The organism is Halomonas sp. 25-S5, from assembly GCF_029889845.1.
Lineage (GTDB): Bacteria > Pseudomonadota > Gammaproteobacteria > Pseudomonadales > Halomonadaceae > Halomonas.
Genome location: NZ_JARANV010000017.1, coordinates 61,081 through 86,478 on the forward strand (window position 1 = coordinate 61,081; position 25,398 = coordinate 86,478).

General features: G+C 63.0%; 32 protein-coding genes. All 32 read right to left on the reverse strand.

Features of this window, described 5'->3' with window-relative positions; genetic code table 11:
- Positions 1 to 60: 60 nt before the first annotated feature.
- A complete protein-coding gene (rpsD, locus tag OP498_RS12690; protein WP_280548431.1) occupies positions 61 to 681 on the reverse strand; it encodes a 30S ribosomal protein S4 in 621 nt (206 codons plus the stop codon).
- Positions 682 to 693: 12 nt separating this feature from the next.
- Positions 694 to 1,080 carry a 30S ribosomal protein S11 gene (gene rpsK / locus OP498_RS12695; protein WP_040183105.1) on the reverse strand — a complete coding sequence of 129 codons (387 nt, stop codon included), beginning with the start codon at positions 1,078 to 1,080 and terminating at the stop codon, positions 694 to 696.
- A gap of 39 nt (positions 1,081 to 1,119) precedes the next feature.
- A complete protein-coding gene (gene rpsM, locus OP498_RS12700) occupies positions 1,120 to 1,476 on the reverse strand; it encodes a 30S ribosomal protein S13 (RefSeq protein ID WP_280548435.1) in 357 nt (118 codons plus the stop codon).
- Positions 1,477 to 1,599: 123 nt separating this feature from the next.
- Positions 1,600 to 1,713 (reverse strand): 50S ribosomal protein L36, encoded by a 114-nt coding sequence (gene rpmJ, locus OP498_RS12705; RefSeq protein WP_009099023.1) that lies wholly within the window; start codon positions 1,711 to 1,713, stop codon positions 1,600 to 1,602.
- A gap of 74 nt (positions 1,714 to 1,787) precedes the next feature.
- Positions 1,788 to 3,119 (reverse strand): preprotein translocase subunit SecY, encoded by a 1,332-nt coding sequence (secY, locus tag OP498_RS12710; protein ID WP_280548438.1) that lies wholly within the window; start codon positions 3,117 to 3,119, stop codon positions 1,788 to 1,790.
- Entirely contained in the window at positions 3,120 to 3,554 is a 435-nt protein-coding gene (gene rplO, locus OP498_RS12715) for a 50S ribosomal protein L15 (RefSeq protein WP_280548440.1), read from the reverse strand.
- Between the two features lie 3 nt (positions 3,555 to 3,557).
- Positions 3,558 to 3,740: a 50S ribosomal protein L30 gene (gene rpmD, locus OP498_RS12720; RefSeq protein WP_280548441.1), complete on the reverse strand. Its 183-nt coding sequence runs from the start codon at positions 3,738 to 3,740 to the stop codon at positions 3,558 to 3,560.
- A gap of 5 nt (positions 3,741 to 3,745) precedes the next feature.
- On the reverse strand, positions 3,746 to 4,246 hold the full coding sequence (gene rpsE / locus OP498_RS12725) for a 30S ribosomal protein S5 (protein ID WP_280548442.1): 501 nt from the start codon (positions 4,244 to 4,246) through the stop codon (positions 3,746 to 3,748).
- An 11-nt stretch (positions 4,247 to 4,257) separates the two neighbouring features.
- Positions 4,258 to 4,608: a 50S ribosomal protein L18 gene (rplR, locus tag OP498_RS12730; RefSeq protein WP_280548443.1), complete on the reverse strand. Its 351-nt coding sequence runs from the start codon at positions 4,606 to 4,608 to the stop codon at positions 4,258 to 4,260.
- A gap of 9 nt (positions 4,609 to 4,617) precedes the next feature.
- Entirely contained in the window at positions 4,618 to 5,148 is a 531-nt protein-coding gene (gene rplF, locus OP498_RS12735; protein WP_280548444.1) for a 50S ribosomal protein L6, read from the reverse strand.
- Positions 5,149 to 5,157: 9 nt separating this feature from the next.
- Complete coding sequence (rpsH, locus tag OP498_RS12740) at positions 5,158 to 5,550, reverse strand: 30S ribosomal protein S8 (protein ID WP_151442454.1); 393 nt, start codon at positions 5,548 to 5,550, stop codon at positions 5,158 to 5,160.
- Between the two features lie 32 nt (positions 5,551 to 5,582).
- Positions 5,583 to 5,888 carry a 30S ribosomal protein S14 gene (gene rpsN / locus OP498_RS12745; protein ID WP_280548451.1) on the reverse strand — a complete coding sequence of 102 codons (306 nt, stop codon included), beginning with the start codon at positions 5,886 to 5,888 and terminating at the stop codon, positions 5,583 to 5,585.
- 10 nt (positions 5,889 to 5,898) lie between these two features.
- Entirely contained in the window at positions 5,899 to 6,438 is a 540-nt protein-coding gene (rplE, locus tag OP498_RS12750) for a 50S ribosomal protein L5 (protein ID WP_280548452.1), read from the reverse strand.
- A gap of 18 nt (positions 6,439 to 6,456) precedes the next feature.
- Positions 6,457 to 6,771, reverse strand: coding sequence for a 50S ribosomal protein L24 (rplX, locus tag OP498_RS12755; RefSeq protein WP_280548453.1), 315 nt, complete (start codon positions 6,769 to 6,771; stop codon positions 6,457 to 6,459).
- A 14-nt stretch (positions 6,772 to 6,785) separates the two neighbouring features.
- Complete coding sequence (gene rplN / locus OP498_RS12760) at positions 6,786 to 7,157, reverse strand: 50S ribosomal protein L14 (protein WP_040183127.1); 372 nt, start codon at positions 7,155 to 7,157, stop codon at positions 6,786 to 6,788.
- 52 nt (positions 7,158 to 7,209) lie between these two features.
- Entirely contained in the window at positions 7,210 to 7,470 is a 261-nt protein-coding gene (gene rpsQ, locus OP498_RS12765) for a 30S ribosomal protein S17 (RefSeq protein WP_280548455.1), read from the reverse strand.
- 1 nt (position 7,471) lies between these two features.
- On the reverse strand, positions 7,472 to 7,663 hold the full coding sequence (rpmC, locus tag OP498_RS12770; protein ID WP_040183129.1) for a 50S ribosomal protein L29: 192 nt from the start codon (positions 7,661 to 7,663) through the stop codon (positions 7,472 to 7,474).
- A complete protein-coding gene (gene rplP, locus OP498_RS12775) occupies positions 7,663 to 8,076 on the reverse strand; it encodes a 50S ribosomal protein L16 (RefSeq protein WP_280548488.1) in 414 nt (137 codons plus the stop codon). The genes rpmC and rplP overlap by 1 nt, the downstream gene beginning before the upstream one ends.
- Positions 8,077 to 8,091: 15 nt before the next feature.
- Complete coding sequence (gene rpsC, locus OP498_RS12780) at positions 8,092 to 8,790, reverse strand: 30S ribosomal protein S3 (RefSeq protein ID WP_280548490.1); 699 nt, start codon at positions 8,788 to 8,790, stop codon at positions 8,092 to 8,094.
- 11 nt (positions 8,791 to 8,801) lie between these two features.
- Positions 8,802 to 9,134 carry a 50S ribosomal protein L22 gene (gene rplV / locus OP498_RS12785; protein ID WP_280548492.1) on the reverse strand — a complete coding sequence of 111 codons (333 nt, stop codon included), beginning with the start codon at positions 9,132 to 9,134 and terminating at the stop codon, positions 8,802 to 8,804.
- Between the two features lie 18 nt (positions 9,135 to 9,152).
- On the reverse strand, positions 9,153 to 9,428 hold the full coding sequence (rpsS, locus tag OP498_RS12790) for a 30S ribosomal protein S19 (RefSeq protein WP_089714455.1): 276 nt from the start codon (positions 9,426 to 9,428) through the stop codon (positions 9,153 to 9,155).
- A 33-nt stretch (positions 9,429 to 9,461) separates the two neighbouring features.
- Positions 9,462 to 10,292, reverse strand: coding sequence for a 50S ribosomal protein L2 (gene rplB, locus OP498_RS12795; RefSeq protein WP_280548495.1), 831 nt, complete (start codon positions 10,290 to 10,292; stop codon positions 9,462 to 9,464).
- Positions 10,293 to 10,309: 17 nt separating this feature from the next.
- Positions 10,310 to 10,606 (reverse strand): 50S ribosomal protein L23, encoded by a 297-nt coding sequence (gene rplW / locus OP498_RS12800; protein WP_280548497.1) that lies wholly within the window; start codon positions 10,604 to 10,606, stop codon positions 10,310 to 10,312.
- The gene (gene rplD / locus OP498_RS12805; protein WP_280548500.1) at positions 10,603 to 11,211 is read right to left on the reverse strand and encodes a 50S ribosomal protein L4; all 609 of its coding nucleotides are present in this window, start codon (positions 11,209 to 11,211) and stop codon (positions 10,603 to 10,605) included. The genes rplW and rplD overlap by 4 nt, the downstream gene beginning before the upstream one ends.
- A gap of 14 nt (positions 11,212 to 11,225) precedes the next feature.
- Positions 11,226 to 11,864 (reverse strand): 50S ribosomal protein L3, encoded by a 639-nt coding sequence (gene rplC / locus OP498_RS12810; RefSeq protein ID WP_280548502.1) that lies wholly within the window; start codon positions 11,862 to 11,864, stop codon positions 11,226 to 11,228.
- 162 nt (positions 11,865 to 12,026) lie between these two features.
- A complete protein-coding gene (rpsJ, locus tag OP498_RS12815; RefSeq protein WP_280548504.1) occupies positions 12,027 to 12,338 on the reverse strand; it encodes a 30S ribosomal protein S10 in 312 nt (103 codons plus the stop codon).
- A 163-nt stretch (positions 12,339 to 12,501) separates the two neighbouring features.
- Positions 12,502 to 13,695 (reverse strand): elongation factor Tu, encoded by a 1,194-nt coding sequence (gene tuf / locus OP498_RS12820; RefSeq protein WP_280548506.1) that lies wholly within the window; start codon positions 13,693 to 13,695, stop codon positions 12,502 to 12,504.
- Between the two features lie 29 nt (positions 13,696 to 13,724).
- Complete coding sequence (gene fusA, locus OP498_RS12825) at positions 13,725 to 15,845, reverse strand: elongation factor G (protein WP_280548507.1); 2,121 nt, start codon at positions 15,843 to 15,845, stop codon at positions 13,725 to 13,727.
- 60 nt (positions 15,846 to 15,905) lie between these two features.
- The gene (rpsG, locus tag OP498_RS12830; RefSeq protein WP_040183143.1) at positions 15,906 to 16,376 is read right to left on the reverse strand and encodes a 30S ribosomal protein S7; all 471 of its coding nucleotides are present in this window, start codon (positions 16,374 to 16,376) and stop codon (positions 15,906 to 15,908) included.
- Between the two features lie 119 nt (positions 16,377 to 16,495).
- The gene (gene rpsL, locus OP498_RS12835) at positions 16,496 to 16,870 is read right to left on the reverse strand and encodes a 30S ribosomal protein S12 (protein ID WP_071943783.1); all 375 of its coding nucleotides are present in this window, start codon (positions 16,868 to 16,870) and stop codon (positions 16,496 to 16,498) included.
- Between the two features lie 154 nt (positions 16,871 to 17,024).
- Positions 17,025 to 21,242 (reverse strand): DNA-directed RNA polymerase subunit beta', encoded by a 4,218-nt coding sequence (gene rpoC, locus OP498_RS12840; RefSeq protein ID WP_280548511.1) that lies wholly within the window; start codon positions 21,240 to 21,242, stop codon positions 17,025 to 17,027.
- Positions 21,243 to 21,252: 10 nt separating this feature from the next.
- Entirely contained in the window at positions 21,253 to 25,338 is a 4,086-nt protein-coding gene (gene rpoB / locus OP498_RS12845) for a DNA-directed RNA polymerase subunit beta (RefSeq protein ID WP_280553784.1), read from the reverse strand.
- Positions 25,339 to 25,398 lie beyond the last annotated feature (60 nt).

The following is a 25,398-nucleotide window of genomic DNA, read 5'->3' on the forward strand; positions in this document are numbered from 1 at the left end:
GGATTGTCGGTACTCTGGGCCGCCCCCCGCGGACGGGGAGCGGCACGACGCGGGCGCCGCTTACTTGGAGTACAGCTCGACGATCAGGTTTTCGTTGATGTCGGCAGACAGGTCACCGCGTTCGGGCAGGGCCTTGAAAGTGCCTTCCATCTTCTTGGCATCGGTCTCGACCCACACCACGTCGCCGCGGTTGGCGGCGATGGCCAGGGAAGTCTGGATGCGCGCCTGGTTCTTCGCCTTCTCGCGCACGGCGACCACGTCACCGGCCTTGACCTGGTAGGAGGCCACGTTGACGGTCTTGCCGTTGACGGCGATCGCCTTGTGGCTGACCAGCTGACGTGCCTCGGAACGCGTGGAGCCGAAGCCCATGCGGTAGACGACGTTGTCCAGTCGGGATTCGAGAAGCTGCAGCAACAACTCGCCGGTCGCGCCCTTCAGGCGGGCCGCTTCCTTGTAGTAGTTGCGGAACTGCTTCTCGAGTACGCCGTACATGCGACGTACTTTCTGCTTCTCGCGAAGCTGCAAGCCGTAGTCGGAAAGACGCTGACGGCGCTGGCCGTGCACACCCGGAATCTGCTCGGATTTGCACTTCTTCTCGAAGGGAGTGATACCGCTCTTGAGGAAGAGGTCGGTCCCCTCACGACGAGACAGTTTGCACTTCGGTCCAATGTAACGAGCCATGAATCTGTCTCCTTAAACGCGGCGTTTCTTCGGCGGACGGCAGCCATTGTGGGGAATGGGCGTCGCGTCGGTGATGCTTTGCACGCGGAAGCCGGCGGCATTGAGCGCGCGCACGGCGGATTCACGGCCAGGACCGGGGCCCTTGACCAGCACGTCGACGTTTTTCACACCATACTCGGCTGCAGCGGTCGCTGCACGCTCGCTTGCCACTTGAGCAGCGAACGGGGTGCTCTTGCGAGAACCACGAAAACCCGAACCACCGGCAGTCGCCCAGGAAAGGGCGTTGCCCTGGCGGTCTGTGATCGTAATGATCGTGTTGTTAAAAGAGGCGTGGATATGCGCGATGGCATCCACTACCTGCTTTTTAACCTTTTTACGGTTGCTACGCGGGTTAGCCATGTTGATGTCTATTCCTGTCTTTACGCCAGAACGTGCGTGTTATTTGCGGATCGGCTTGCGCGGGCCCTTGCGGGTACGCGCATTGGTCTTGGTACGCTGACCACGCAGCGGAAGACCACGACGATGACGCAGACCACGATAGCAACCCAGGTCCATGAGACGCTTGATGTTAAGCGTGACATCACGACGCAGGTCACCTTCCACGGTGTACTTGCCGACTTCGGACCGCAGGGTATCCAGATCTTCACTGGACAGCTCCTGGATCTTGGTGGTCGGCGCGATGCCGGTCGCGGCACAGATGCCCTGAGCGCGCGTACGGCCAATCCCGAAGATATAGGTCAGCGAGATCGCCGCATGCTTGTTGTCCGGGATATTGACGCCTGCAATACGGGCCATCAGCTTACTCCGAAATTTGAGCGGCTTGCTCGATTAATCATCTACAAAAGGCGCAACAGCATACCTCTTTCCTCGCTCGAGGACAAGAGGCATGCCGGCACCCGGTTCAGTGCAGCCTCAGGATCAACCCTGACGCTGCTTGTGCCGCGGTTCGATGCAGATGACGCGCACGGCGCCATTGCGACGAATGATCTTGCAGTTGCGGCACATTTTCTTCACGGAAGCTCGAACTTTCATCGTTCCATCTCCAAAGTTGGCTCGCGCCGCGAGCCGAAACCCAGCTCGCGGCGCACCAAATCGCCAGCGGCGCCTCAGCGCATGATGCCGCCGCTACCGTAGCCTTTCAGGTTAGACTTCTTCATCACCGACTCGTACTGGTTCGACATGAGGTGCGATTGCACCTGGGCCATGAAATCCATGATGACCACTACCACGATCAACAGTGAGGTACCGCCGAAGAAGAACGGCACGTTCCAGGCCACGATCAGGAACTGAGGCATCAGGGAAACCGCAGTGATGTAGAGGGCACCGAACAAGGTCAGACGGGTCATGACCTTGTCGATGTAGCGAGCGGTCTGCTCACCAGGGCGAATACCCGGCAGGAAGGCCCCTGACTTCTTGAGGTTGTCAGCGACATCCTTGGGGTTGAAGACCAGCGCTGTGTAAAAGAAGCAGAAGAATACCACCGCCGCACCGAAAAGCAAGATGTACAGTGGCTGCCCCGGACCCAAGGCCTGGGACGCACGCTGCAGCCATTCCATGCCTTCGCCGGCACCGACCCACTGTCCGAGTGAAGCCGGGAACAGCAGGATACTCGAGGCAAAGATCGCCGGAATCACGCCCGCCATGTTGACCTTGAGTGGCAGGTAGCTGCTCTGACCGGCATACATCTTGTTGCCGACCTGGCGACGTGGATAGTTCACGGTGAGGCGGCGCTGGCCACGCTCGATGAAGACCACGAAGGCCACGGTGGCCACGCCCAGCACGGTGAGGGCCAGTAGCGGCAGCACGTTCCAGGCACCCTCGTTGCGGGCCAGCTCGAAGGCCTGCCCCACGGCACCCGGCAGACCGGCGACGATACCGGAGAAGATAAGCAGCGATATGCCGTTGCCGATGCCCTTCTCGGTGATCTGTTCGCCCAGCCACATCAGGAACACCGCCCCGGTGACGAAGGTCACGATGGCAGTGAAGTAGAAGCTGAAGTCGGCCGTGTAGGCGATACCCTGGCTGGCCAGGCCCACCGACATGCCGGTGGCCTGGACCAGGGCCAGCAGCACGGTGCCGTAGCGCGTGTACTGGCTAATCTTGCGGCGGCCGGCCTCACCTTCCTTCTTCAGCTGCTCGAGCTGCGGCGAGACAGCGGTCATCAACTGCATGATGATCGACGCTGAGATGTAGGGCATGATGCCCAGCGCCATGATACTCATGCGCTCCAGGGCGCCCCCCGAGAACATGTTGAACATGCCCAGGATGGTACCCTGCTGCTCCCTGAACAAGGCAGCAAGCTGGTCAGGATTGATACCGGGAACGGGGATGTGGGCACCGATACGGTAGACCACGATGGCGAGAAGCACGAAGCGCAGACGCGCCCAGAGTTCACCCAGACCGCTGCCCATCGCCGGCATGTTTCCTGACTTGGCCATTTAGTCCTCTACCTTGCCGCCGGCGGCTTCGATCGCGGCACGGGCACCCTTGGTGACCTTGATGCCGCGGACCGTGACCGCCTTGTTCAGTTCGCCGGACAGGATCACCTTGGCATGCTTGGTGGCATCCTTCAGCACGTTGGCTTCCTTGAGGGTGTCCAGGGTGACGTCGTCACCGGCGACCCGACCCAACTCGGCCAGGCGGACTTCCTGGGAAACCAGCGACTTCGCGGACGTGAAGCCGAACTTGGGCAGGCGCCGCTGCAGCGGCATCTGACCGCCCTCGAAACCGGGCTTCACGCTGCCGCCGCTGCGCGACTTGAGGCCCTTGTGGCCACGGCCGCCGGTCTTGCCCAGACCGGAGCCGATACCACGGCCGACGCGCTTCTCGGCGTGCTTGGAGCCCGGTGCCGGGCTCAGACTATTGAGTTTCATGGATTACTCTCCCTCAACTCGCACAAGGTAGTTGACCTTGTGGATCATGCCGCGGACGGCAGGGGTGTCTTCCAGTTCAACCGTGTGACCGATGCGACGCAGGCCGAGGCCCTTCATGGTGGCCTTGTGCTTGGCCAGTACGCCGATGGTGCTGCGGGTCTGGGTAACCTTGATCGCTGCTGACATGGTGCTTATCCCGTGATCGCTTCGACAGGCAGACCGCGCTTGGCGGCCACGTCTTCCGGCGACTGCAGGGAGGCCAGACCATTGACGGTCGCCCGCACCACGTTCACCGGGTTGGTGGAGCCGTAGCACTTGGCCAGGACGTTGTGCACGCCGGCCAATTCGAGCACGGAGCGCATGGCACCGCCGGCGATGATCCCGGTACCCTCGGAGGCGGGCTGCATGTACACCTTGGAGGCGCCGTGACGGGCCTTGACCGGGTACTGCAGAGTGCCACTGGTGAGGTTCACCTTGACCATGTTGCGACGCGCCTGGTCCATGGCCTTCTGGATCGCTACCGGCACTTCACGCGCCTTGCCGCGACCGAAACCCACACGACCGTTACCGTCACCCACGACGGTCAGGGCGGTAAAACCGAAGATTCGGCCACCCTTGACCACCTTGGCGACACGGTTGATCTGCACGAGCTTTTCCTGCAGATCGCCGCTTTGCTGTTCGTTCTTCGCCATCGTAAAACCCTTTAGAATTCCAGGCCGCCTTCACGAGCGGCGTCGGCCAAGGCCTTCACACGACCGTGGTACTTGAAGCCGGCACGATCGAAGGCCACCTGGGTGATGCCAGCCTGCTTGGCGCGTTCGGCAATCATTGCGCCCACCTTGGCGGCGGCGTCGGCATTGCCGGTCGCCCCCTCACGCAGGACCTTGTCCAGCGTGGAAGCGCTGGCGAGGACCTTACCACCATCCGGCGAGATGATCTGCGCATAGATGTGGCGGGGGGTACGATTGACGCACAGGCGATGCACGCCCAGCTCGCGGATCTTGGCGCGAGCACGGCGGGCACGACGGAGACGAGATTCTTTCTTCGCGTTCATAACCCTGCCTTACTTCTTCTTGGCTTCTTTGCGACGCACCTGCTCGTCGGCGTACCGGACACCCTTGCCCTTGTAGGGCTCGGGCGGACGGAAGGCGCGGATTTCCGCAGCACACTGGCCGAGCTGCTGCTTGTCCGCGCTTTTCAGCACGATAACGGTGTTCTTGGGCGTTTCCGCCGTGACACCTTCAGGCAGCGTGTAGTCGACCGGGTGCGAGAAGCCCAGTGTAAGATTGAGCGTCTGGCCCTTGGCCTGGGCACGATACCCGACGCCGATGATTTCGAGGCTCTTGGTGAAGCCCTCGCTGACACCGGTGACCAGGTTCTGGACCAGGGCACGGGTGGTACCGACCATTGCCCAGCTCTTCGCGGACTCGCTCGGCTGGAAGGTCAGCTGCCCCTCTTCCTGGCCGATCACCACATCAGGGTGAACGGTCTGGGAAAGAGAGCCCTGGCTGCCCTTGACGGACAGCTGGTCACCGTCGAGCTTGACCTCGACGCCTGCGGGCAATTTGACCGGATATTTGGCTACGCGGGACATTCCAAACTCCTAGAATACGGTGCAGATGACTTCACCACCAACACCCGCCTGACGCGCCGCACGATCGGTCATCACCCCATTGGAGGTAGTGACGATGGCAACGCCCAGACCTTCGGCGACCTTCGGCAGCGCATCCTTGCCCTTGTACTGGCGCAGGGACGGCTTGGAAACTCGCTGCAGGTGCTCGATGACCGGCTTGCCCTCGAAGTACTTGAGGGTCACGGTCAACTCGGGCTTGGCGGTTTCGCTGACGGCGAAGTCGCTGATGTAGCCCTCTTCCTTCAGCACGCGGGCCACCTCGACCTTGAGCTTGGAGGACGGCATGGAAACCGTCTCCTTGGTGGCCATCTGCGCATTGCGGATACGAGTGAACATATCCGCCAGAGTGTCTTGCATGCTCATTTACGTTGCGCTCCTGATGATTCTACGTGGCGTTACCAGCTGGACTTCTTGAGTCCGGGCACATCGCCACGCATGGCGGCTTCACGCAGCTTGTTGCGGCCGAGGCCGAACTTGTTGTAGTAGCCGTGCGGACGACCCGTGATGCGGCAGCGGTTGCGCTGACGTACCGGGCTGGAGTTGCGCGGCAACTGCTGCAGCTTGAGCTGCGCGTCGAAGCGCTCTTCGTCAGAAGCGTTGACGTCCTGGATGACCGCCTTGAGCTCGGCGCGCTTGGCGGCATACTTCGCCACCAGCTTGGTGCGCTTGAGCTCGCGCTCTACCATGCTTTTCTTTGCCATGATCCCACCCTTATTTCTTGAACGGGAAGTTCAACGCGCCGAGCAGCGCGCGACCTTCATCATCGGTTTTGGCGGTGGTAGTGATGGTGACATCCAGACCACGGACTCGGTCGATCTTATCATACTCGATCTCCGGGAAGATGATCTGCTCACGCACCCCCATGGAGTAGTTGCCACGACCGTCGAAGGACTTCGGGTTGAGACCACGGAAGTCACGAACGCGGGGGATCGCGATATTCACCAGGCGATCGAGGAAGTCCCACATGCGCTCGGAGCGCAGGGTCACCTTGATCCCGATCGGCCAGCCTTCACGCACCTTGAAGCCCGCGATGGACTTGCGTGCCTTGGTCACCAGCGGCTTCTGACCGGAGAGCTTCTCCAGGTCGCTGATGGCGTTGTCGATCAGCTTCTTGTCGCTGGTCGCTTCGCCGATACCCATGTTCAGGGTCACCTTGGTGACCCGCGGTACCTGCATCACGTTGGCGTAGCTGAACTGCTCGTGGAGTTGAGCCACCACCTCGTTTTGATAACGTTCTTTCAAGTTCGCCATTTTGCTATCCGACTCGCGTTAGGCGTCGATCTGCGACTGCGTCGACTTGTAGATACGTACCTTGGTACCGTCTTCCTGAACCTGGAAGCCGACGCGATCCGCCTTGCCGGTCTCCTGGTTGAAGATGGCCACGTTGGACGCGTGAATCGGTGCCTCGCGCTCGACGATACCGCCTTGGTTGCCCGCCATCGGGTTGGGCTTGGTGTGACGCTTGATCATGTTCACACCGGACACCACGAAGCGGTTTTCGAGAACCCGCTTGATGGTACCGCGCTTGCCCTTGTCCTTGCCGGCGATGACGATCACTTCATCGTCACGTTTGATTTTTTGCATATCCGCCTCGCTCCTTACAGCACTTCAGGCGCCAAGGAAATGATCTTCATGAACTTTTCGTTGCGAAGCTCACGCGTCACCGGCCCGAAGATACGGGTACCGATCGGCTGATCGTTGGTGTTGTTCAACAGCACAGCCGCATTTCCATCGAAGCGGATCAGCGAGCCGTCGTTACGACGGACGCCACTACGGGTGCGAACCACCACCGCCTTGAGGACCTGGCCCTTCTTGACCTTGCCACGCGGAATGGCTTCCTTCACCGTGACCTTGATGATGTCACCGACGCGGGCGTAGCGGCGGTGGGAACCGCCCAGCACCTTGATGCACTGCACCCGGCGCGCTCCGCTGTTGTCAGCGACATCCAGCATTGTCTGAGTCTGAATCATCGGTTTTCTCCAAACCTAATCTGACTGCACTGGCTTGACCGGCGTGGGCCGATCAACCCTTGGCCTGTTCGACGACTTCGACCAGGGCCCAGGCCTTTTTCTTCGACAGCGGACGGCATTCCTGGAGGGACACCGTGTCGCCGGCCTTGGCCTGATTCGCCTCGTCGTGGGCGTGCAGCTTGGTGGAGCGCTTGACGTATTTGCCGTAGATCGGGTGGCGCTCACGACGCTCGATCATCACAACGATGGACTTATCCATCTTGTCGCTCACCACCTTGCCGGTGAGCGTACGGGCTTTTTTCTCTTCGGCCATCTCAGTCACCTGCCTTCTCGTTGAGCACAGTCTTCACGCGGGCAATGTCCCGACGAACCTGCTTGAGCAGATGAGTCTGGCTCAGCTGACCGGTGGCCTTCTGCATGCGCAGGTTGAACTGCTCGCGGAGGAGTTCGAAGAGCTGCTCTTGGAGCTGCTCGGCTGACTTCTCACGAATTTCCTGGGCTTTCATCACATCACCGTCCGTTTCACAAAGGTGGTGGAGACCGGAAACTTCTGGGCAGCCAGGCCAAAGGCCTCGCGGGCCAGCTCCTCGGAAACGCCTTCGATCTCGTACAGGACACGACCCGGCTGGATCTGCGCGACCCAGTACTCGACTGAGCCCTTGCCCTTACCCATCCGGACTTCCAGCGGCTTCTTGGAAATCGGCTTGTCCGGGAAGACACGGATCCAGATCTTGCCGCCACGCTTGACGTGACGGCTGATCGCACGACGACCGGCCTCGATCTGACGGGCGGTGACGCGGCCCCGGCCAGTGGCCTTAAGGCCATACTCGCCGAAGCTCACCTTGCTTCCACGATGCGCCAGGCCACGGTTGCGGCCCTTCTGCATCTTGCGGAACTTCATACGCTTAGGTTGTAACATCGACTCGCTCTCCCCTTACCTGGAACCTTTCTTCTTGGAGGGCGCGGCCTGCGGCTGTTTCGCCTTGGCGCGGACCTCCTCGATGCCCCCGAGGATTTCACCCTTGAAGACCCAGACCTTGACACCGATGATGCCGTAGGTGGTCTTGGCTTCGTAGGTGGCGTAGTCGATGTCCGCGCGCAGCGTATGCAGCGGGACACGACCTTCCCGATACCATTCGGTACGGGCGATTTCCGCGCCGCCGAGGCGACCGGACAGCATCACCTTGATACCGCCGGCGCCCAGGCGCATGGCGTTCTGCACGGACCGCTTCATGGCACGGCGGAACATCACGCGACGCTCGAGCTGGCCGGCGATATTCTGCGCGACGAGCTTGGCATCGAGTTCCGGCTTGCGGACTTCCTCGATGTTGACGTGCACGGGCACACCCATCATCGCGGTGACGTCGCGACGCAGCCGGTCGACATCTTCGCCCTTCTTGCCGATCACGATGCCCGGGCGGGCGGTGTGAATGGTGATGCGGGCGTTATTGGCCGGGCGCTCGATGATGATGCGACTCACGGACGCATTCTTCAGGCGCTCTTCCAGAAAGCGACGTACTTCGAGGTCGCTGTTCAGCTTGTCGGCATAGGCGCCGCGCTCGGCATACCACACCGAGGTATGGTCCTTGACGATACCCAGGCGAATGCCTGTTGGATTGACTTTCTGACCCATCTGGTCGACTCCTACTTCTCGGCTACCTTGACGGTGATGTGGCAAGTGCGCTTCAGGATGCGGTCCGCACGGCCCTTGGCGCGCGGACGGATGCGCTTGAGCGTCATGCCCTCATCGACGCAGATGGTCGAGACACGCAGCTCGTCGATATCCATGCCGTCGTTTTCTTCCGCATTCGCGATGGCGGACTGCAGCACCTTCTTGACCAGCTTCGCGGCCTTCTTCGGGGAGAAGGTCAGCAGGTCGAGCGCCTCGGCGACCGGTTTATCGCGCACCTGGTCAGCCACCAAACGGGCCTTCTGGGCGGATAAACGAGCGCCACGCAGCTTTGCTGTGACTTCCATCTCTCAATCCTCTCTGGCTTACCGTTTGGCTTTCTTGTCCGCCACATGACCGCGGTAGAGGCGGGTAGCAGCGAATTCGCCCAGCTTGTGGCCAACCATTTCCTCGGAAACGTGCACCGGGACGTGTTGGCGACCGTTATGGACAGCAATGGTGAGCCCGACCATGTTGGGCAGGATCATCGAACGACGCGACCAGGTCTTGATCGGTTTGCGGTCGCTCTTCTCCACTGCAGTCTCAACCTTCTTCAAAAGATGAAGGTCAATAAAGGGACCTTTCTTCAGTGAACGTGGCACAGCCGTTACCTCTTGATGTCTTGGCGTTGGATCTTATTTCCGGGCCTTGCGGCGACGGATGATCAGCTTGTCGGTGCGCTTGTTCTTGCGGGTCTTGTGGCCCTTGGTGGGGATGCCCCACGGAGACACCGGATGACGCCCACCGCTGCTGCGGCCTTCGCCGCCGCCGTGCGGGTGATCCACCGGGTTCATGGCCACGCCGCGAACGGTCGGGCGCACCCCTCTCCAGCGCTTCGCACCGGCCTTGCCAAGCTGACGCAGGCTGTGCTCGGAGTTGCTCACTTCGCCCAGGGTCGCGCGGCACTCGGACAACACCTTGCGCATCTCGCCGGAGCGCAGACGCAGGGTGACGTAGTTGCCTTCGCGAGCGACCAGCTGGGCGCTGGTGCCGGCGCTGCGTGCAAGCTGGGCGCCCTTGCCGGGCTTGAGCTCGATGCAGTGCACGGTGGAACCCAGCGGGATGTTGCGCAGCGGCAACGCATTGCCTTTCTTGATCGGCGCGTTGACACCGGACTCGAGACGATCGCCGGCACTCACGCCCTTGGGCGCGATGATGTAGCGACGCTCGCCATCGAGGTACTTGAGCAGGGCAATGTGTGCGCTGCGGTTCGGGTCATGCTCCAAGCGCTCGACGGTGGCCGGGATGCCATCCTTGGTGCGCTTGAAATCGATGATCCGATAGTGATGACGGTGACCACCGCCCACGTGGCGGGTGGTGATGCGACCGTAGTTGTTACGGCCACCGGACTTGGACTGCTTCTCGAGCAACGGCGCGAAGGCGCGGCCCTTGTGCAGTTCCTCGCCAACGATCTTGACGACGTGGCGACGACCGGCGGATGTGGGTTTAGTCTTGACGATTGCCATGATCCGTACTCCTGCCCTTATTCGGCGCCAGAGAAGTCTTCAAGCGTCTCGCCGGCGGCCAGTGTCACGTACGCCTTGCGATAACCCTTGCGCTGACCCAGACCCTGCGCGGTGCGCTTGGTCTTGCCCTTCATGTTCAACACCTGAACACGGTCGACCTTCTTGCCGAACAGCTCCTGCACGGCAGCCTTGATCTCGGGCTTGGTCGCGTCGCCTGCCACCTTGAACACGTACTGGTTGCGCTCGGCGGCCATGGCGGCCTTCTCGGTCACGTGCGGACCGAGCAGAACCTTGAATACACGTTCCTGGTTCATGCCAGCTTCTCCTCGAATTTACGCAGAGCGGAGACGGTGACCAGCACCTTGTCGAAGGCGACCAGGCTCACCGGATCAGCGGCGGCGACGTCCACCACATCCACGTTGGGGATGTTGCGGGCTGCAAGGTACAGGTTCTCGTCGACTTCCTCGGTGACGATCAGCACCTTCTCCAGGCCCAGCTCCACGAGCTTGGCAACCAGCTGCTTGGTCTTGGGGGCCTCGACGGCGAAGCCATCAACGGCCACCAGGCGCTCCTGGCGAACCAGCTCGGAGAGGATCGAGCGCATGGCCGCACGGTACATCTTGCGATTGACCTTCTGGGAATGGTCCTGCGGACGGGCCGCGAAGGTCACGCCGCCGCCACGCCAGATCGGCGAGCGGATGGTACCGGCACGGGCACGACCGGTGCCCTTCTGGCGCCACGGCTTCTTGCCGCCGCCACGCACGTCGGAACGGTTCTTCTGGGCACGAGTACCCTGGCGACCACCGGCCAGATAGGCGGTGACGACCTGGTGCACGAGGGCCTCGTTGAATTCTTTGCCAAAGGTGGCATCGGATACTTCAACAGTACCGGCGCCTGCACCTGCAAGATTCAGATTCATCGGTAAGTTCCCCTTCAGCCTGCTTTGACGGCGCTGCGCACGATGACATCACTGCCGGTGGCACCGGGTACGGCACCCTTGATCAGCAGCAGATTGCGTTCGGCGTCGACACGGACGACTTCCAGGCTCTGCACGGTGCAGCGAACATTGCCCATCTGGCCGGCCATCTTCTTGCCCTTGAATACGCGGCCCGGCGTCTGGCACATGCCGATGGAACCCGGCGCGCGATGCGACAGGGAGTTACCGTGGGTGTTGTCCTGGGTGCGGAAGTTCCAGCGCTTGACGGCGCCCTGGAAACCCTTGCCCTTGGAGGTACCGGTCACGTCGATCATCTGACCAGCTTCGAAGAGGGATACGGTGAGTTGGCCACCCACTTCCGGAGCTTCATCGCCGTCGGAAAGGCGAAACTCCATCAGTGAACGACCGGCCTCGACACCTGCCTTGGCGAACTGCCCGGCCTGGGCTTTCGACAGATGCTTGGCCTTGCGGGAGCCGGTGGTCACCTGAACCGCGGCGTAGCCGTCGGACTCGACAGACTTCACGCGCGTTACGCGGTTGGGATCAACCTCGATCACGGTCACGGGCACGGATGCGCCGTCTTCGGTGAAGACGCGGGTCATCCCGGCCTTCCTACCGACTAAACCGATAGTCATTCTCAGTCTCCTATAGTGTACGGGGCTATCACCCGCTATGGCTGCCCTTTCCAGAGCATTCCACTAGCACGTTGTATGACGCCATCCCGGCGTGGCGGCTGCTGCTTGGCGCTGCATTCGGTGTACAGACCAGGCGCTGGGCCGCGAGTGACTAGTGTGGTGTCAGTCGAGCTTGATCTGCACGTCCACGCCGGCGGCGAGGTCGAGCTTCATCAGGGCATCAACGGTCTTTTCGGTGGGCTCGACGATATCGAGCACCCGCTTGTGGGTACGAATCTCGTACTGATCGCGCGCGTCCTTGTTGACGTGCGGAGAGATCAGCACGGTAAAACGCTCGCGATTGGTCGGCAGAGGAATCGGACCACGGACCTGGGCGCCGGTACGCTTGGCGGTTTCTACGATCTCCGCGGCGGACTGGTCGATCAGGCGATGGTCGAAAGCCTTCAACCGAATGCGAATCTTCTGGTTCTGCATTTGCCCTAACTCCAATGGAATCTGACGGCGCGAGCCGTCAACCCACGCATTCAAAGGATGCGCATTATAGGCACGCCAGCGACGAGAGTCAAACACTCGCTTGCGGTGCGCAGAAAGGGGGCTCCTGGTGGAGCCCCCTTCGTTCGGTCAAGCCGCGAGACGCTTACTCGACGATCTTGGCCACGACGCCAGCGCCGACGGTACGGCCGCCTTCACGGATGGCGAAGCGCAGGCCGTCATCCATGGCGATCGGGGCGATCAGGGTGACAACCATCTTGACGTTGTCGCCCGGCATGACCATCTCGACGCCTTCCGGCAGCTCACAGGTACCGGTGATGTCGGTGGTACGGAAGTAGAACTGCGGACGGTAGCCCTTGAAGAACGGCGTGTGACGACCACCCTCGTCCTTGGACAGCACGTACACCTCGGCCTCGAACTTGGTGTGCGGGGTGATGGTGCCCGGCTTGGCCAGGACCTGACCACGCTCGACGTCGTCACGCTTGGTGCCGCGCAGCAGGGCGCCGACGTTCTCACCGGCACGCCCTTCGTCGAGCAGCTTGCGGAACATCTCGACGCCGGTCACGACGGTCTTGACGGTGTCCTTGATACCGACGATCTCGACTTCCTCGCCGGCCTTGACCACGCCGCGCTCGACACGGCCGGTGACCACGGTGCCACGGCCGGAGATGGAGAACACATCCTCGATCGGCATCAGGAACGGCTGATCGATGGCGCGCTCCGGCTCCGGAATGTAATCGTCCAGGGCCTTGATCAGGTTGGCCACGGCGGTGGTGCCCATGCCGTTGTCGTCCTTGCCTTCCAGGGCCATCAGGGCAGAACCGGTGATGATCGGGGTGTCGTCACCCGGGAAGTCGTACTCGTCGAGGAGTTCACGGACTTCCATCTCGACCAGCTCGAGCAGCTCCTCGTCGTCGACCATGTCGGCCTTGTTGAGGAACACGACGATGTACGGCACGCCAACCTGGCGAGACAGCAGGATGTGCTCGCGGGTCTGCGGCATGGGGCCGTCGGCGGCGGACACGACCAGGATAGCGCCGTCCATCTGGGCGGCACCGGTGATCATGTTCTTGACGTAGTCGGCGTGCCCCGGGCAGTCGACGTGCGCGTAGTGACGCGACTCGGACTGGTACTCGACGTGAGAGGTGGCGATGGTGATGCCGCGCTCACGCTCTTCCGGCGCATTGTCGATGGCGTCGAACTCGCTCCAGTCACCACCGAACACCTCGGCGGAGACGCGAGTCAGGGCCGCAGTCAGCGTGGTCTTGCCGTGGTCGACGTGACCGATGGTGCCGACGTTGACGTGCGGTTTGGAACGTTCAAATTTTGCCTTAGCCACTGCTATAACCTCTTTACGTTAGCTAACGGTTAACCGTTCTGGTTGATGACGGCTTCAACGACGCTGGACGGCGCCTCTTCGTAGTCCGCAAACTCCATCACGTAGCTTGCGCGCCCCTGGGTCTGAGAGCGCAGGTCGGTTGCGTAACCGAACATCTCAGCCAGAGGTACCGTGGCGCGGATGACCTTGCCCATGGAGGAGTCATCCATGCCCTGGACGAGGCCACGACGGCGGTTCAGATCGCCCATGACGTCACCCATGAACTCTTCGGGGGTCACGACCTCGACCTTCATCACCGGCTCGAGGAGCACGGCCTTGGCCTTCTTGGCGCCCTCCTTGACCGCCATGGAAGAGGCAACCTTGAACGCGGTCTCGTTCGAGTCCACGTCATGGTAGGAACCGTCGAACAGCGTGACCTTGACGTCAATCATCGGATAGCCCGCGATGACACCGTTCTTCAGCTGCTCGTAGGCCCCTTTCTCGACGGCCGGCACGTATTCCTTGGGAACCGCACCACCAACGATCTCCGAGACGAACTTGAAGTACATGTCCTCGTCGTCGCCCTTGTCCTCTGCGGTCAGCGGCTCGATGCGCAGATGCACATGACCGTACTGGCCGCGACCGCCGGACTGGCGAACGAACTTGCCTTCCTGCTCGACCTTGGCGCGGATGGTCTCGCGATAGGCCACCTGCGGCTTGCCGATATTGGCCTCGACCTTGAACTCGCGACGCATGCGATCGACGAGGATGTCGAGGTGAAGCTCACCCATGCCGGAAATGATGGTCTGGCCAGTCTCCTCATCGGTGCGGACCTGGAAGGAGGGGTCTTCCTGGGCCAGCTTGCCCAGCGCCACGCCCATCTTCTCCTGGTCGGCCTTGGACTTCGGCTCAACGGCCACGGAAATGACCGGATCCGGAAACTCCATGCGCTCGAGCACGATCTTGTCGTTCAGGTCGCACAGAGTGTCACCGGTGGTGACATCCTTCAGGCCGATACAGGCGGCGATGTCGCCGGCCAGCACTTCCTTGATCTCTTCGCGTGAGTTGGCATGCATCTGAACGATACGACCGACACGCTCCTTCTTCTCCTTCACGGAGTTGTAGATGCTGTCGCCCGACTTCAGCACGCCCGAATAGACGCGAATGAAGGTCAGGGTGCCGACGAAGGGGTCGGTGGCGATCTTGAAGGCCAGCGCCGAGAAGGGGGCGCTATCGTCCGCCTCGCGGGTGGCGATGGTGCCGTCCTTGTCGTCCAGCTCACCCTCGATGGCCTTGACCTCGGTGGGTGACGGCATGTACTCGATGACGCCGTCCAGCACGGCCTGGACGCCCTTGTTCTTGAACGCCGAGCCGCAGGTGACCAGCACGATCTCGTTGTCCAGGGTACGGCGACGCAGGCCGGCCTTGATCTCCTCGGTGGAGAGCTCACCCCCCTCGAGGTACTTGTCCATCAGCTCCTCGGACGCCTCGGCGGCCGCCTCGATCATCTCCTCGCGGTACTTCTCCGCGGTCTCCTGGAGCTCGGCGGGGATATCGACCAGGTCGTAGTTCATCCCGAAGTTTTCTTCATCCCAGAGGATGGCCTTCATCTGGATGAGATCGATGACGCCCTTGAACTCGTCCTCGGTGCCCCAGTTGATCTGGATCGGCACGGCGTTGGCGCCGAGACGCTCCTTGAGCTGTTCGACGACCATGAAGAAGTCGGCGCCGGTGCGGTCCATCTTGTTGACGAACACCATGCGCGGGACTTCGTACTTGTTGGCCTGACGCCAGACGGTCTCGGTCTGCGGCTGGACGCCAGACGAGCCGCACAGCACCACCACGGCACCGTCGAGCACGCGCAGCGAACGCTCCACCTCGATGGTAAAGTCGACGTGCCCGGGGGTGTCGATGATGTTAATGCGATGCTCATCGAACTGCTTGTTCATGCCCTGCCAGAAGCAGGTGGTCGCGGCGGAGGTGATGGTGATACCACGCTCCTGCTCCTGCTCCATCCAGTCCATGGTGGCAGCGCCTTCATGGACCTCGCCGACCTTGTGGGACAGGCCGGTGTAGAACAGGACGCGCTCGGTGGTGGTGGTCTTGCCGGCGTCTACGTGCGCAACGATACCGATGTTGCGGTAGCGCTTTAGCGGAGTCTTGCGAGCCACGTTGGAACTCCCCGTTGATTGGCGATGCGTAGCAGAGGGCTACGCTCAGAAGCGGTGCACTTAGAACCGATAGTGAGAGAAGGCCTTGTTGGCTTCTGCCATGCGGTGCACGTCTTCCCGCTTCTTCACGGCCGAGCCCTTGCCTTCGGCGGCATCGAGCATCTCGCCGGCGAGGCGCAGCACCATGGTCTTCTCGCCACGGCGACGGGCCGCATCGACCAGCCAGCGCATGGCCAGCGCATGACGGCGCGAGGGGCGAACTTCCACGGGCACCTGATAGGTCGCGCCGCCGACGCGGCGGGACTTGACCTCGACCATGGGCTGGATGGCTTCCAGCGCCTTGTCGAAGATCTCAAGCGGCTCTTCCTTGCTACGCTCGGCAACCCTGTCCAGCGCACCATAGACGATACGCTCAGCGACGGACTTCTTGCCGCCGATCATCAGGTGGTTCATGAACTTCGCCAGGCGCTCACTTCCGAACTTGGGATCCGGCAGGATCTCGCGCTTGGCCGCAACTCTTCTTCTAGGCATGATAAGCCCTCTGTCAAGGATCCTTCAGGTAAACCCGAGACTCCTGCCGGCGGCAGCGCTCGACCTTACTCTTATCAGACCGTGCTCAAAATGGGGTGACTGCTGCGTACCGCGGCCGGTCAGACCTTCGGACGCTTGGTGCCGTACTTGGAACGGCCCTGCTTACGGTTCTGCACGCCGGAGGTGTCCAGGGCGCCACGCACGGTGTGATAGCGCACACCGGGAAGGTCCTTGACACGGCCGCCGCGGATCAGGACCACGGAGTGCTCCTGGAGGTTGTGGCCTTCACCGCCGATGTACGAGGAGACCTCGTAGCCGTTGGTCAGACGAACACGGCACACCTTGCGCAGTGCAGAGTTCGGCTTCTTCGGGGTGGTAGTATAGACGCGGGTGCAGACGCCGCGCTTCTGCGGGCAGGCCTGCAGCGCAGGCACGTCGCTCTTGGCGGCCTGGCGCTTGCGCGGCTTGCGCACGAGCTGATTGATCGTTGCCATGGTGTGTAGCTGACTCCAATGGGTTGCCTTGCCTTGCCCAGCGGGTGCGGGCGCACCCGCCCCACTGTTAAAGGCTGCGCATTCTAATGGCTGACACGGCGCGTCGTCAAGCACCGCGCCTCCGCGGGGGAGGCGCGGTGCCGCGACACGGGCGTCAGATCTCGTCGTCGTCCGAGTCCAGCGCGGTGAGCTGGGCGCCCAGCTCCTGCTCGACCTCGTAGGCCGACGGGTGGAGCAGCCGCTCGGCGTCTTCACGCTTGCGGCGACGCTCCGCGTGGTGAGTCAGACCGGTACCGGCCGGGATCAGGCGTCCCACCACCACGTTCTCCTTCAGGCCGCGCAGGTAGTCGCGCTTGCCGGTGACTGCCGCCTCGGTCAGCACCCGCGTGGTCTCCTGGAAGGAGGCCGCGGAGATGAACGACTCGGTGGCCAGGCTGGCCTTGGTGATCCCCAGCAGCAGCCGCTGGTACTTGGCCGGGAACTTCTCTTCCTTCTCCAGGCGCGCGTTCTGCTCGAGCACGCGGACCAGTTCGGCCTGATCGCCCGGGATGAAGTCGCTGTCGCCGGCGTCGGAGATCTCCACCTTGCGCAGCATCTGACGCACGATCACCTCGATGTGCTTGTCGTTGATGCCCACGCCCTGCAGGCGGTAGACGTCCTGCACCTCGGTGGTGATGTACTTGGCCAGCTCGGCGATGCCCAGCAGCCGCAGGATGTCGTGCGGGTTGCTCGGACCGTCCGAGATCACCTCGCCCTTCTCGACCGACTCGCCCTCGAAGACCGCGATCTGGCGCCACTTCGGGATCAGCATCTCGAAGGGATCCCCGTCTTCCGGGGTAATGGCCAGGCGCCGCTTGCCCTTGGTCTCCTTGCCGAAGCTGATCACGCCGCTGATCTCGGCAAGGATCGCCGGCTCCTTCGGCTTGCGCGCCTCGAACAGGTCGGCGACGCGCGGCAGACCCCCGGTGATGTCCTTGTTGCCGGTGGCTTCCACCGGGATACGCGCCACCACCTCGCCGACGCCGATCTTCGAGCCATTGTCGACGGTGATGATCGCCTTGCCGGGCAGCGGGTACTGCACCGGTGTGTCGGAACCGGAAACGGTGACTGGCGCACCGGCGGCGTCGGTCAGCAGGACCATCGGGCGCTTGTCGCGGCCGGCCATGGGACGTGCCGCCGACTCGATGACCTCGATGGAGGAGAGGCCGGTCATCTCGTCCACGCTGCGGTGCATGGTGACGCCCTCGTCGAGGTCGCTGTACTGCACCTGCCCCTCGGCCTCGACAATGATCGGGTGGGTGTGCGGGTCCCACTTGGCCACGGCCTGGCCGGCCTCGACGCTGTCGCCGTCACGCACGTCCAGCTCGGCACCGTAGGGCAGCTTGTAGTACTCACGCTCGCGGCCGTGATCGTCGGCCACGGCCAGGGCGCTGGAGCGGGACACCACCACCAGTTTGCCGTCGCTGCGCTCGACGTGCTTGATGTTGTGCAGGCGCACCTTGCCGCCGTGCTTGACCTGGACGCTGTCCACCGCGGAGGCCCGGGAGGCCGCCCCGCCGATGTGGAAGGTGCGCATGGTCAGCTGGGTGCCCGGCTCGCCGATCGACTGGGCGGCGATGACGCCCACGGATTCGCCGATGTTGACCTGGTGGCCACGCGCCAGGTCGCGACCGTAACAGGACGAGCAGACGCCATGAGCGGTCTGGCAGGAAATGGTGCTGCGCACCACGATCTCGTCGACCCCCATGGTGTCGAGTTCCGCACACCACTTCTCGTCGAGCAGGGTGCCACGCGGAATGAGCACATCCTCGCCATTCGGGTCCAGGACATCCTGAGCCACCACCCGACCCAGCACACGCTGGGCCAGGGAGACGATGATGTCGCCGCCCTCGATGACCGGGTGCAGTGTCAGGCCGCGCTCGGTGCCACAGTCGGGCTCGGTGATCACCATGTCCTGGGCCACGTCGACCAGGCGACGGGTCAGGTAACCGGAGTTGGCGGTCTTGAGTGCCGTGTCCGCCAGACCCTTGCGCGCGCCGTGGGTCGAGATGAAGTACTGGAGGACGTTCAGGCCCTCGCGGAAGTTGGCGACGATCGGGGTCTCGATGATCGAGCCATCCGGCTTGGCCATCAGGCCGCGCATGCCCGCCAGCTGACGGATCTGGGCGGCGCTACCCCGGGCCCCGGAGTCGGCCATGATGAACACGCTGTTGAAGGAGTCCTGCTCGACCTCCTTGCCATCGCGGTCCACCACGGTCTCCTTGGAGATCCCGGCCATCATCGCCTTGGCGACCTGGTCGTTGGCCCGGGCCCAGATGTCGATGACCTTGTTGTACTTCTCGCCGGCGGTGACGAGACCGGAAGAGAACTGGTCCTCGATCTCCTTCACCTCGTCCTCGGCGGCCTCGACGATCTCGGCCTTGGCGTCCGGGATGACGAAGTCGTTGACGCCGATGGAGGCGCCAGACCAGGTGGCCAGTCGGAAGCCGGTGTACATCAGCTGGTCGGCGAAGATCACCGTCGGCTTGAGGCCGGCGCGGCGATAGACCTCGTTGATCAGCCTCGAGATGGCCTTCTTCTTCATCGGCTGGTCGACCAGCGCGAAGGGCACGCCCTCGGGCAGGATGCGGAACAGCAGCGCACGGCCCACGGTGGTGTCGTAGAGGCGGCGGTGGTCGCTCCTCTCGCCGGTCTCCTCGTCGATGTCCACCTCGTCGAGGCGCACCGTGACGCGGGCATGCATCGACACGCTCTGGGTGCCGAAGGCGCGCTCTACCTCGTCGAGGCCGGAGAACACCATGCCCTCGCCCTTGTCGTTGATGCGCTCGCGGGTCATGTAATACAGGCCCAGCACCACGTCCTGGGACGGCACGATGATCGGCTCGCCGTTGGCCGGTGACAGCACGTTGTTGGTGGCCATCATCAGCGCGCGGGCCTCGAGCTGGGCCTCCAGGGTCAGCGGCACGTGCACCGCCATCTGGTCACCGTCGAAGTCGGCGTTGTAGGCGGCACACACCAGCGGGTGCAGCTGGATCGCCTTGCCCTCGATCAGCAGCGGCTCGAAGGCCTGGATGCCGAGGCGGTGCAGGGTCGGGGCGCGGTTGAGCAGCACCGGGTGCTCGCGGATGACATCGGCGAGGATGTCCCACACCTCCGCCGTCTCGCGCTCGACCATCTTCTTGGCGGCCTTGATGGTGGAGGCATAGCCGAGGCTCTGCAGCTTGGAGTAGATGAACGGCTTGAACAGCTCCAGCGCCATCTTCTTGGGCAGGCCACACTGGTGCAGGCGCAGGGTCGGGCCCACGGTGATCACCGAGCGGCCTGAGTAGTCGACGCGCTTGCCCAGCAGGTTCTGGCGGAAGCGGCCCTGCTTGCCCTTGATCATGTCGGCCAGGGACTTCAGCGGGCGCTTGTTGGACCCCGTGATGGCCCTGCCGCGGCGGCCGTTGTCGAGCAGGGCGTCCACCGACTCCTGCAGCATGCGCTTCTCGTTGCGCACGATGATGTCCGGCGCATTGAGGTCGAGCAGCCGCTTGAGGCGGTTGTTGCGGTTGATCACGCGACGGTACAGATCGTTGAGGTCCGAGGTCGCGAAGCGGCCACCGTCCAGCGGCACCAACGGGCGCAGGTCCGGCGGCAGCACCGGCAGCACCTCCATGACCATCCACGCCGGGTCGTTGCCAGAGCCCTGGAAGGCCTCCAGCAGTTTGAGGCGCTTGGAGAGCTTCTTGATCTTGGTCTCGGAGTTGGTCTGCGGGATCTCCTCGCGCAGGCGACCGATCTCCTCCTCGAGGTCGATGTCCTTGAGCAGCGCCTGGACGGCCTCGGCCCCCATGCGGGCGTCGAAGTCGTCGCCGAACTCCTCGAGGGCCTCGAAGTACTGCTCGTCATTGAGCAGCTGGCCGCGCTCGAGAGTGGTCATGCCCGGATCGATGACCATGAAGCTCTCGAAGTAGAGCACGCGCTCGATGTCACGCAGGGTCATGTCCAGGAACATGCCGATGCGCGACGGCAGCGACTTGAGGAACCAGATGTGGGCGACCGGGCTTGCCAGCTCGATGTGGCCCATGCGCTCGCGGCGCACCGCCGCCTTGGTGACCTCGACGCCGCACTTCTCGCAGATGATGCCGCGGTGCTTCATGCGCTTGTACTTGCCGCACAGGCACTCGTAATCCTTCACCGGGCCGAAGATCTTGGCACAGAACAGGCCGTCCCGCTCCGGCTTGAAGGTGCGGTAGTTGATGGTCTCGGGTTTCTTGACCTCGCCGAACGACCAGGAGCGGATCATCGCCGGCGACGCCAGCGTGATCTTGATCGCGTCGAACTCGTCGGCCTGAGACTGCGATTTGAGGACTTTCACCAAATCTTTCATTGGGAGGCTCCTAGCTCTCTAACTCGATATCGATGCCCAGCGAGCGGATTTCCTTCACCAGCACGTTGAAGGATTCCGGCATGCCCGCCTGCATGGTGTGGTCGCCGTCCACGATGCTCTTGTACATCTTGGTGCGTCCTTCCACGTCGTCAGACTTGACGGTGAGCATCTCCTGGAGCGTGTAGGCCGCGCCGTAGGCCTCCAGGGCCCAGACCTCCATCTCGCCGAAGCGCTGTCCACCGAACTGCGCCTTGCCGCCCAACGGCTGCTGGGTGACCAGGGAGTAGGAACCGGTGGAGCGCGCGTGCATCTTGTCATCCACCAGGTGGTTGAGCTTGAGCATGTACATGTAGCCCACGGTCACCGGGCGGTCGAAGGCATCGCCGGTACGCCCGTCGTAGAGCGTCATCTGGCCCGACTCCGGCAGATCGGCGAGGCGCAGCAGGTGCTTGATCTCGTGCTCCTGGGCACCGTCGAACACCGGGGTGGACATCGGCACGCCGCCCTTGAGGTTCTTCGCCAGGGCGATCACCTCCTCGTCGGTGAGCGAGTCGAGCTCCTCGACGCGGGTCCCCTGGGTAGTGTTGTAGACCTGCCCCAGGAAGTCGCGGATCTCGGCCACCTGCTGCTCGCGGGCGTCGCGCAACAGCCCCTCGATCTTGACGCCGAGGCCGCGGGCCGCCATGCCCAGGTGGGTCTCGAGGATCTGGCCCACGTTCATCCGCGAGGGCACGCCCAGCGGGTTGAGCACCACGTCGATGGGCTCGCCGTTGTCGTCGAAGGGCATGTCCTCGATGGGCATGATCGCCGAGATGACGCCCTTGTTGCCGTGACGGCCGGCCATCTTGTCGCCCGGCTGCAGGCGGCGCTTGATCGCCAGGTAGACCTTGACGATCTTCAACACGCCCGGCGCCAGGTCGTCGCCCTGGGTGAGCTTGCGCTTCTTGTCCTCGAAGCGCTCGTCCATTTCCTTGCGACGGCTCTCCAGTTGCTCGTCGGCCTGGGCCAGCAGCTCGTTGAAGGTCTCGTCCTGCAGGCGCAGCTTGAACCACTGCTGGCGCGGCAATTCCTCGAGGTAGCTGTCGGAGAGCGCGTCGCCCTTCTTCAGCCTGGGGCCGCCGTTGACGACCTGGCCGGAGAGGGTGCGCTTGAGGCGCTCGAAGGTGGCATCCTCGGCGATGCGGTAGGTCTCCTGGAGGTCCTTGCGCACCTCATCGAGCTGCATCTGCTCGATGGAGAGCGCTCGGGAGTCCTTCTCCACGCCGTCGCGGGTGAACACCTGGACGTCGATGACGGTGCCCTTCATGCCGGTCGGGGCACGCAGCGAGGTGTCCTTCACGTCGGACGCCTTCTCGCCGAAGATGGCCCGCAGCAGCTTCTCTTCCGGGGTCAGCTGGGTCTCGCCCTTGGGCGTCACCTTGCCCACCAGGATGTCGCCGGCGCCGACTTCGGCGCCGATGTAGACCACCCCGGCCTCGTCCAGCTTGCCCAGCGCCGACTCGCCGACGTTGGGAATGTCGGAAGTGATCTCCTCCGACCCCAGCTTGGTGTCGCGGGAGACGCAGGTCAGCTCCTGGATGTGGATGGTGGTGAAGCGATCCTCCTGGACCGCCCGCTCGGAGAGCAGGATGGAATCCTCGAAGTTGTAGCCGTTCCACGGCATGAAGGCGATGCGCATGTTCTGGCCCAGGGCCAGGTCACCCATGTCCACGGAGGGACCGTCGGCCAGGATGTCACCACGGTGCACCTGGTCACCGGGGCGCACGATGGGCCGCTGGTTCATGCAGGTGTTCTGGTTGGAGCGCAGGTACTTGGTCAGGTTGTAGATGTCGACGCCGGCCTCGCCGCCGATGATCTCGTCCTCGCTGACCCGCACCACGATGCGCTTGGCGTCGACCGAGTCGATTACCCCGCCGCGGCGGGCCACCTCGCAGACGCCGGAGTCGCGCGCCACGAAGCGCTCCATGCCGGTGCCCACCAGCGGCTTGTCGGCACGCAGGGTCGGCACGGCCTGACGCTGCATGTTGGCCCCCATCAGGGCGCGGTTGGCGTCGTCGTGCTCGAGGAAGGGGATCAGCGCCGCAGCCACGGAGACCACCTGGCGCGGCGACACGTCCATCAGGGTGACCTGCTCGGGACGCATGAAGGTGGTCTCGCCGCGATGGCGGACCTGCACCAGGTCGTCGACCAGCTTGTTCGCCTCGTCCACGGTGGCGGAGGCCTGGGCGATAACGAAGTCGCCCTCTTCGATGGCCGAGAGATGCACCACGTCGTCGGTCACCAGGCCGTCCATGACCTTGCGGTACGGCGTCTCGAGGAAGCCGTAGCTGTTGGTGTGGCTGTAGGTGGCCAGGGAGTTGATCAGGCCGATATTCGGGCCTTCCGGCGTCTCGATCGGACACAGGCGGCCATAGTGGGTGGCGTGGACGTCACGCACCTCGAAGCCGGCCCGCTCACGGGTCAGGCCACCCGGGCCGAGCGCCGAGACGCGGCGCTTGTGGGTGACCTCGGAGAGCGGGTTGTTCTGGTCCATGAACTGGGAGAGCTGGCTGGAGCCGAAGAACTCCTTGACCGCTGCCGCTACGGGCTTGGCATTGATCAGATCCTGGGGCATCAGGCCTTCGCTCTCGGCCATGGAGAGGCGTTCCTTGACCGCGCGCTCGACGCGCACCAGGCCCACGCGGAACTGGTTCTCGGCCATCTCGCCGACGCAGCGGATGCGACGGTTGCCCAGGTGGTCGATGTCGTCGACGTCACCGAAGCCGTTGCGGATCGCGATCATCTCGCGCAGCACGTCGAGGATGTCCTGCTGGTTCAGCACGCCGGAACCGGTGTCGCTATCGCGACGCAGGCGGCGGTTGAATTTCATGCGACCCACGCCCGACAGGTCGTAGCGGTCCTCGCTGAAGAACAGGTTGTTGAACAGCGTCTCGGCGGCCTCCTTGGTGGGCGGCTCGCCGGGGCGCATCATGCGGTAGATCTCGACCAGCGCCTCGAGGCGGGACCCGGTGGTGTCCAGCTTGAGGGTGTCGGAGATGAAGGGGCCACAGTCGAGGTCGTTGGTGTAGAGCGTCTCGAGGGTGGTGATGCCCGCCTGGCCGATCTTCTCCAGCAGCTCGGGGGTGATCTCGGTATTGCACGGGCAGATCAGCTCGCCGGTGTTCGGGTCGACCTGATCCTTGGCCAGGGTCTTGCCGAACAGGTAGTCCATCGGCACGTCGAGGCGCTCGAGGCCAGCCTTTTCCAGCTGACGAATGTGCTTCTGGGTGATCCGGCGGCCTTCCTCGACGATGACGTTGCCGTCGCCGTCGCCGTCCTTGATGTCGAAGGTGGCGGTCTCACCGCGTAGGCGCGAGGGCACCAGTTCCACGGAGAAGCCGGACTTCTCGAGGTGGAAGGTGCTGAGCTCGAAGAATTCGCCGAGGATCTGCTCGGCGCTCATGCCCAGCGCGCGCAGCAGCACAGTGGCCGGCAGCTTGCGGCGACGGTCGATGCGCACGAAGACGCTGTCCTTGGGGTCGAACTCGAAGTCGAGCCAGGAACCGCGGTAGGGGATCACCCGAGCAGAATACAGGAGCTTCCCGGAGGAGTGGCTCTTGCCCTTGTCGTGGTCGAAGAACACGCCGGGCGAACGGTGCAGCTGGGAGACGATGACGCGCTCGGTACCATTGATGACGAAGGTACCGTTCTCGGTCATCAGGGGGATCTCCCCCATGTAGACTTCCTGCTCCTTGATGTCCTTGATCGCCTTGTTCGACGAATCCTTGTCGTAGATGATCAGGCGAACCTTGACGCGCAGGGGAGCCGAATAGGTGACGCCACGCAGTTGACACTCCTTGACGTCGAAGGCCGGAGTGCCGAAACGGTAGCTGACATACTCCAGGGCAGCGTTGCCGGAGAAGCTCGCGATCGGGAAGACCGATTTGAAAGCGGCATGCAAGCCGATTTCCAGGCGTTCTTCGGGTGAGCGATCCTGCTGGAGAAACTCGTAGTAGGAATCAAGCTGGATGGCCAGCAGGTAAGGCACATCCATCACTTGGGGCAGTTTGCCGAAATCCTTGCGGATGCGTTTTTTCTCAGTGTATGAGTAAGCCATCTGTATTCCCCAGCTTGTTCACCATGGGTGACCGATGCGTGTCGGCGTCACCCGACGGGT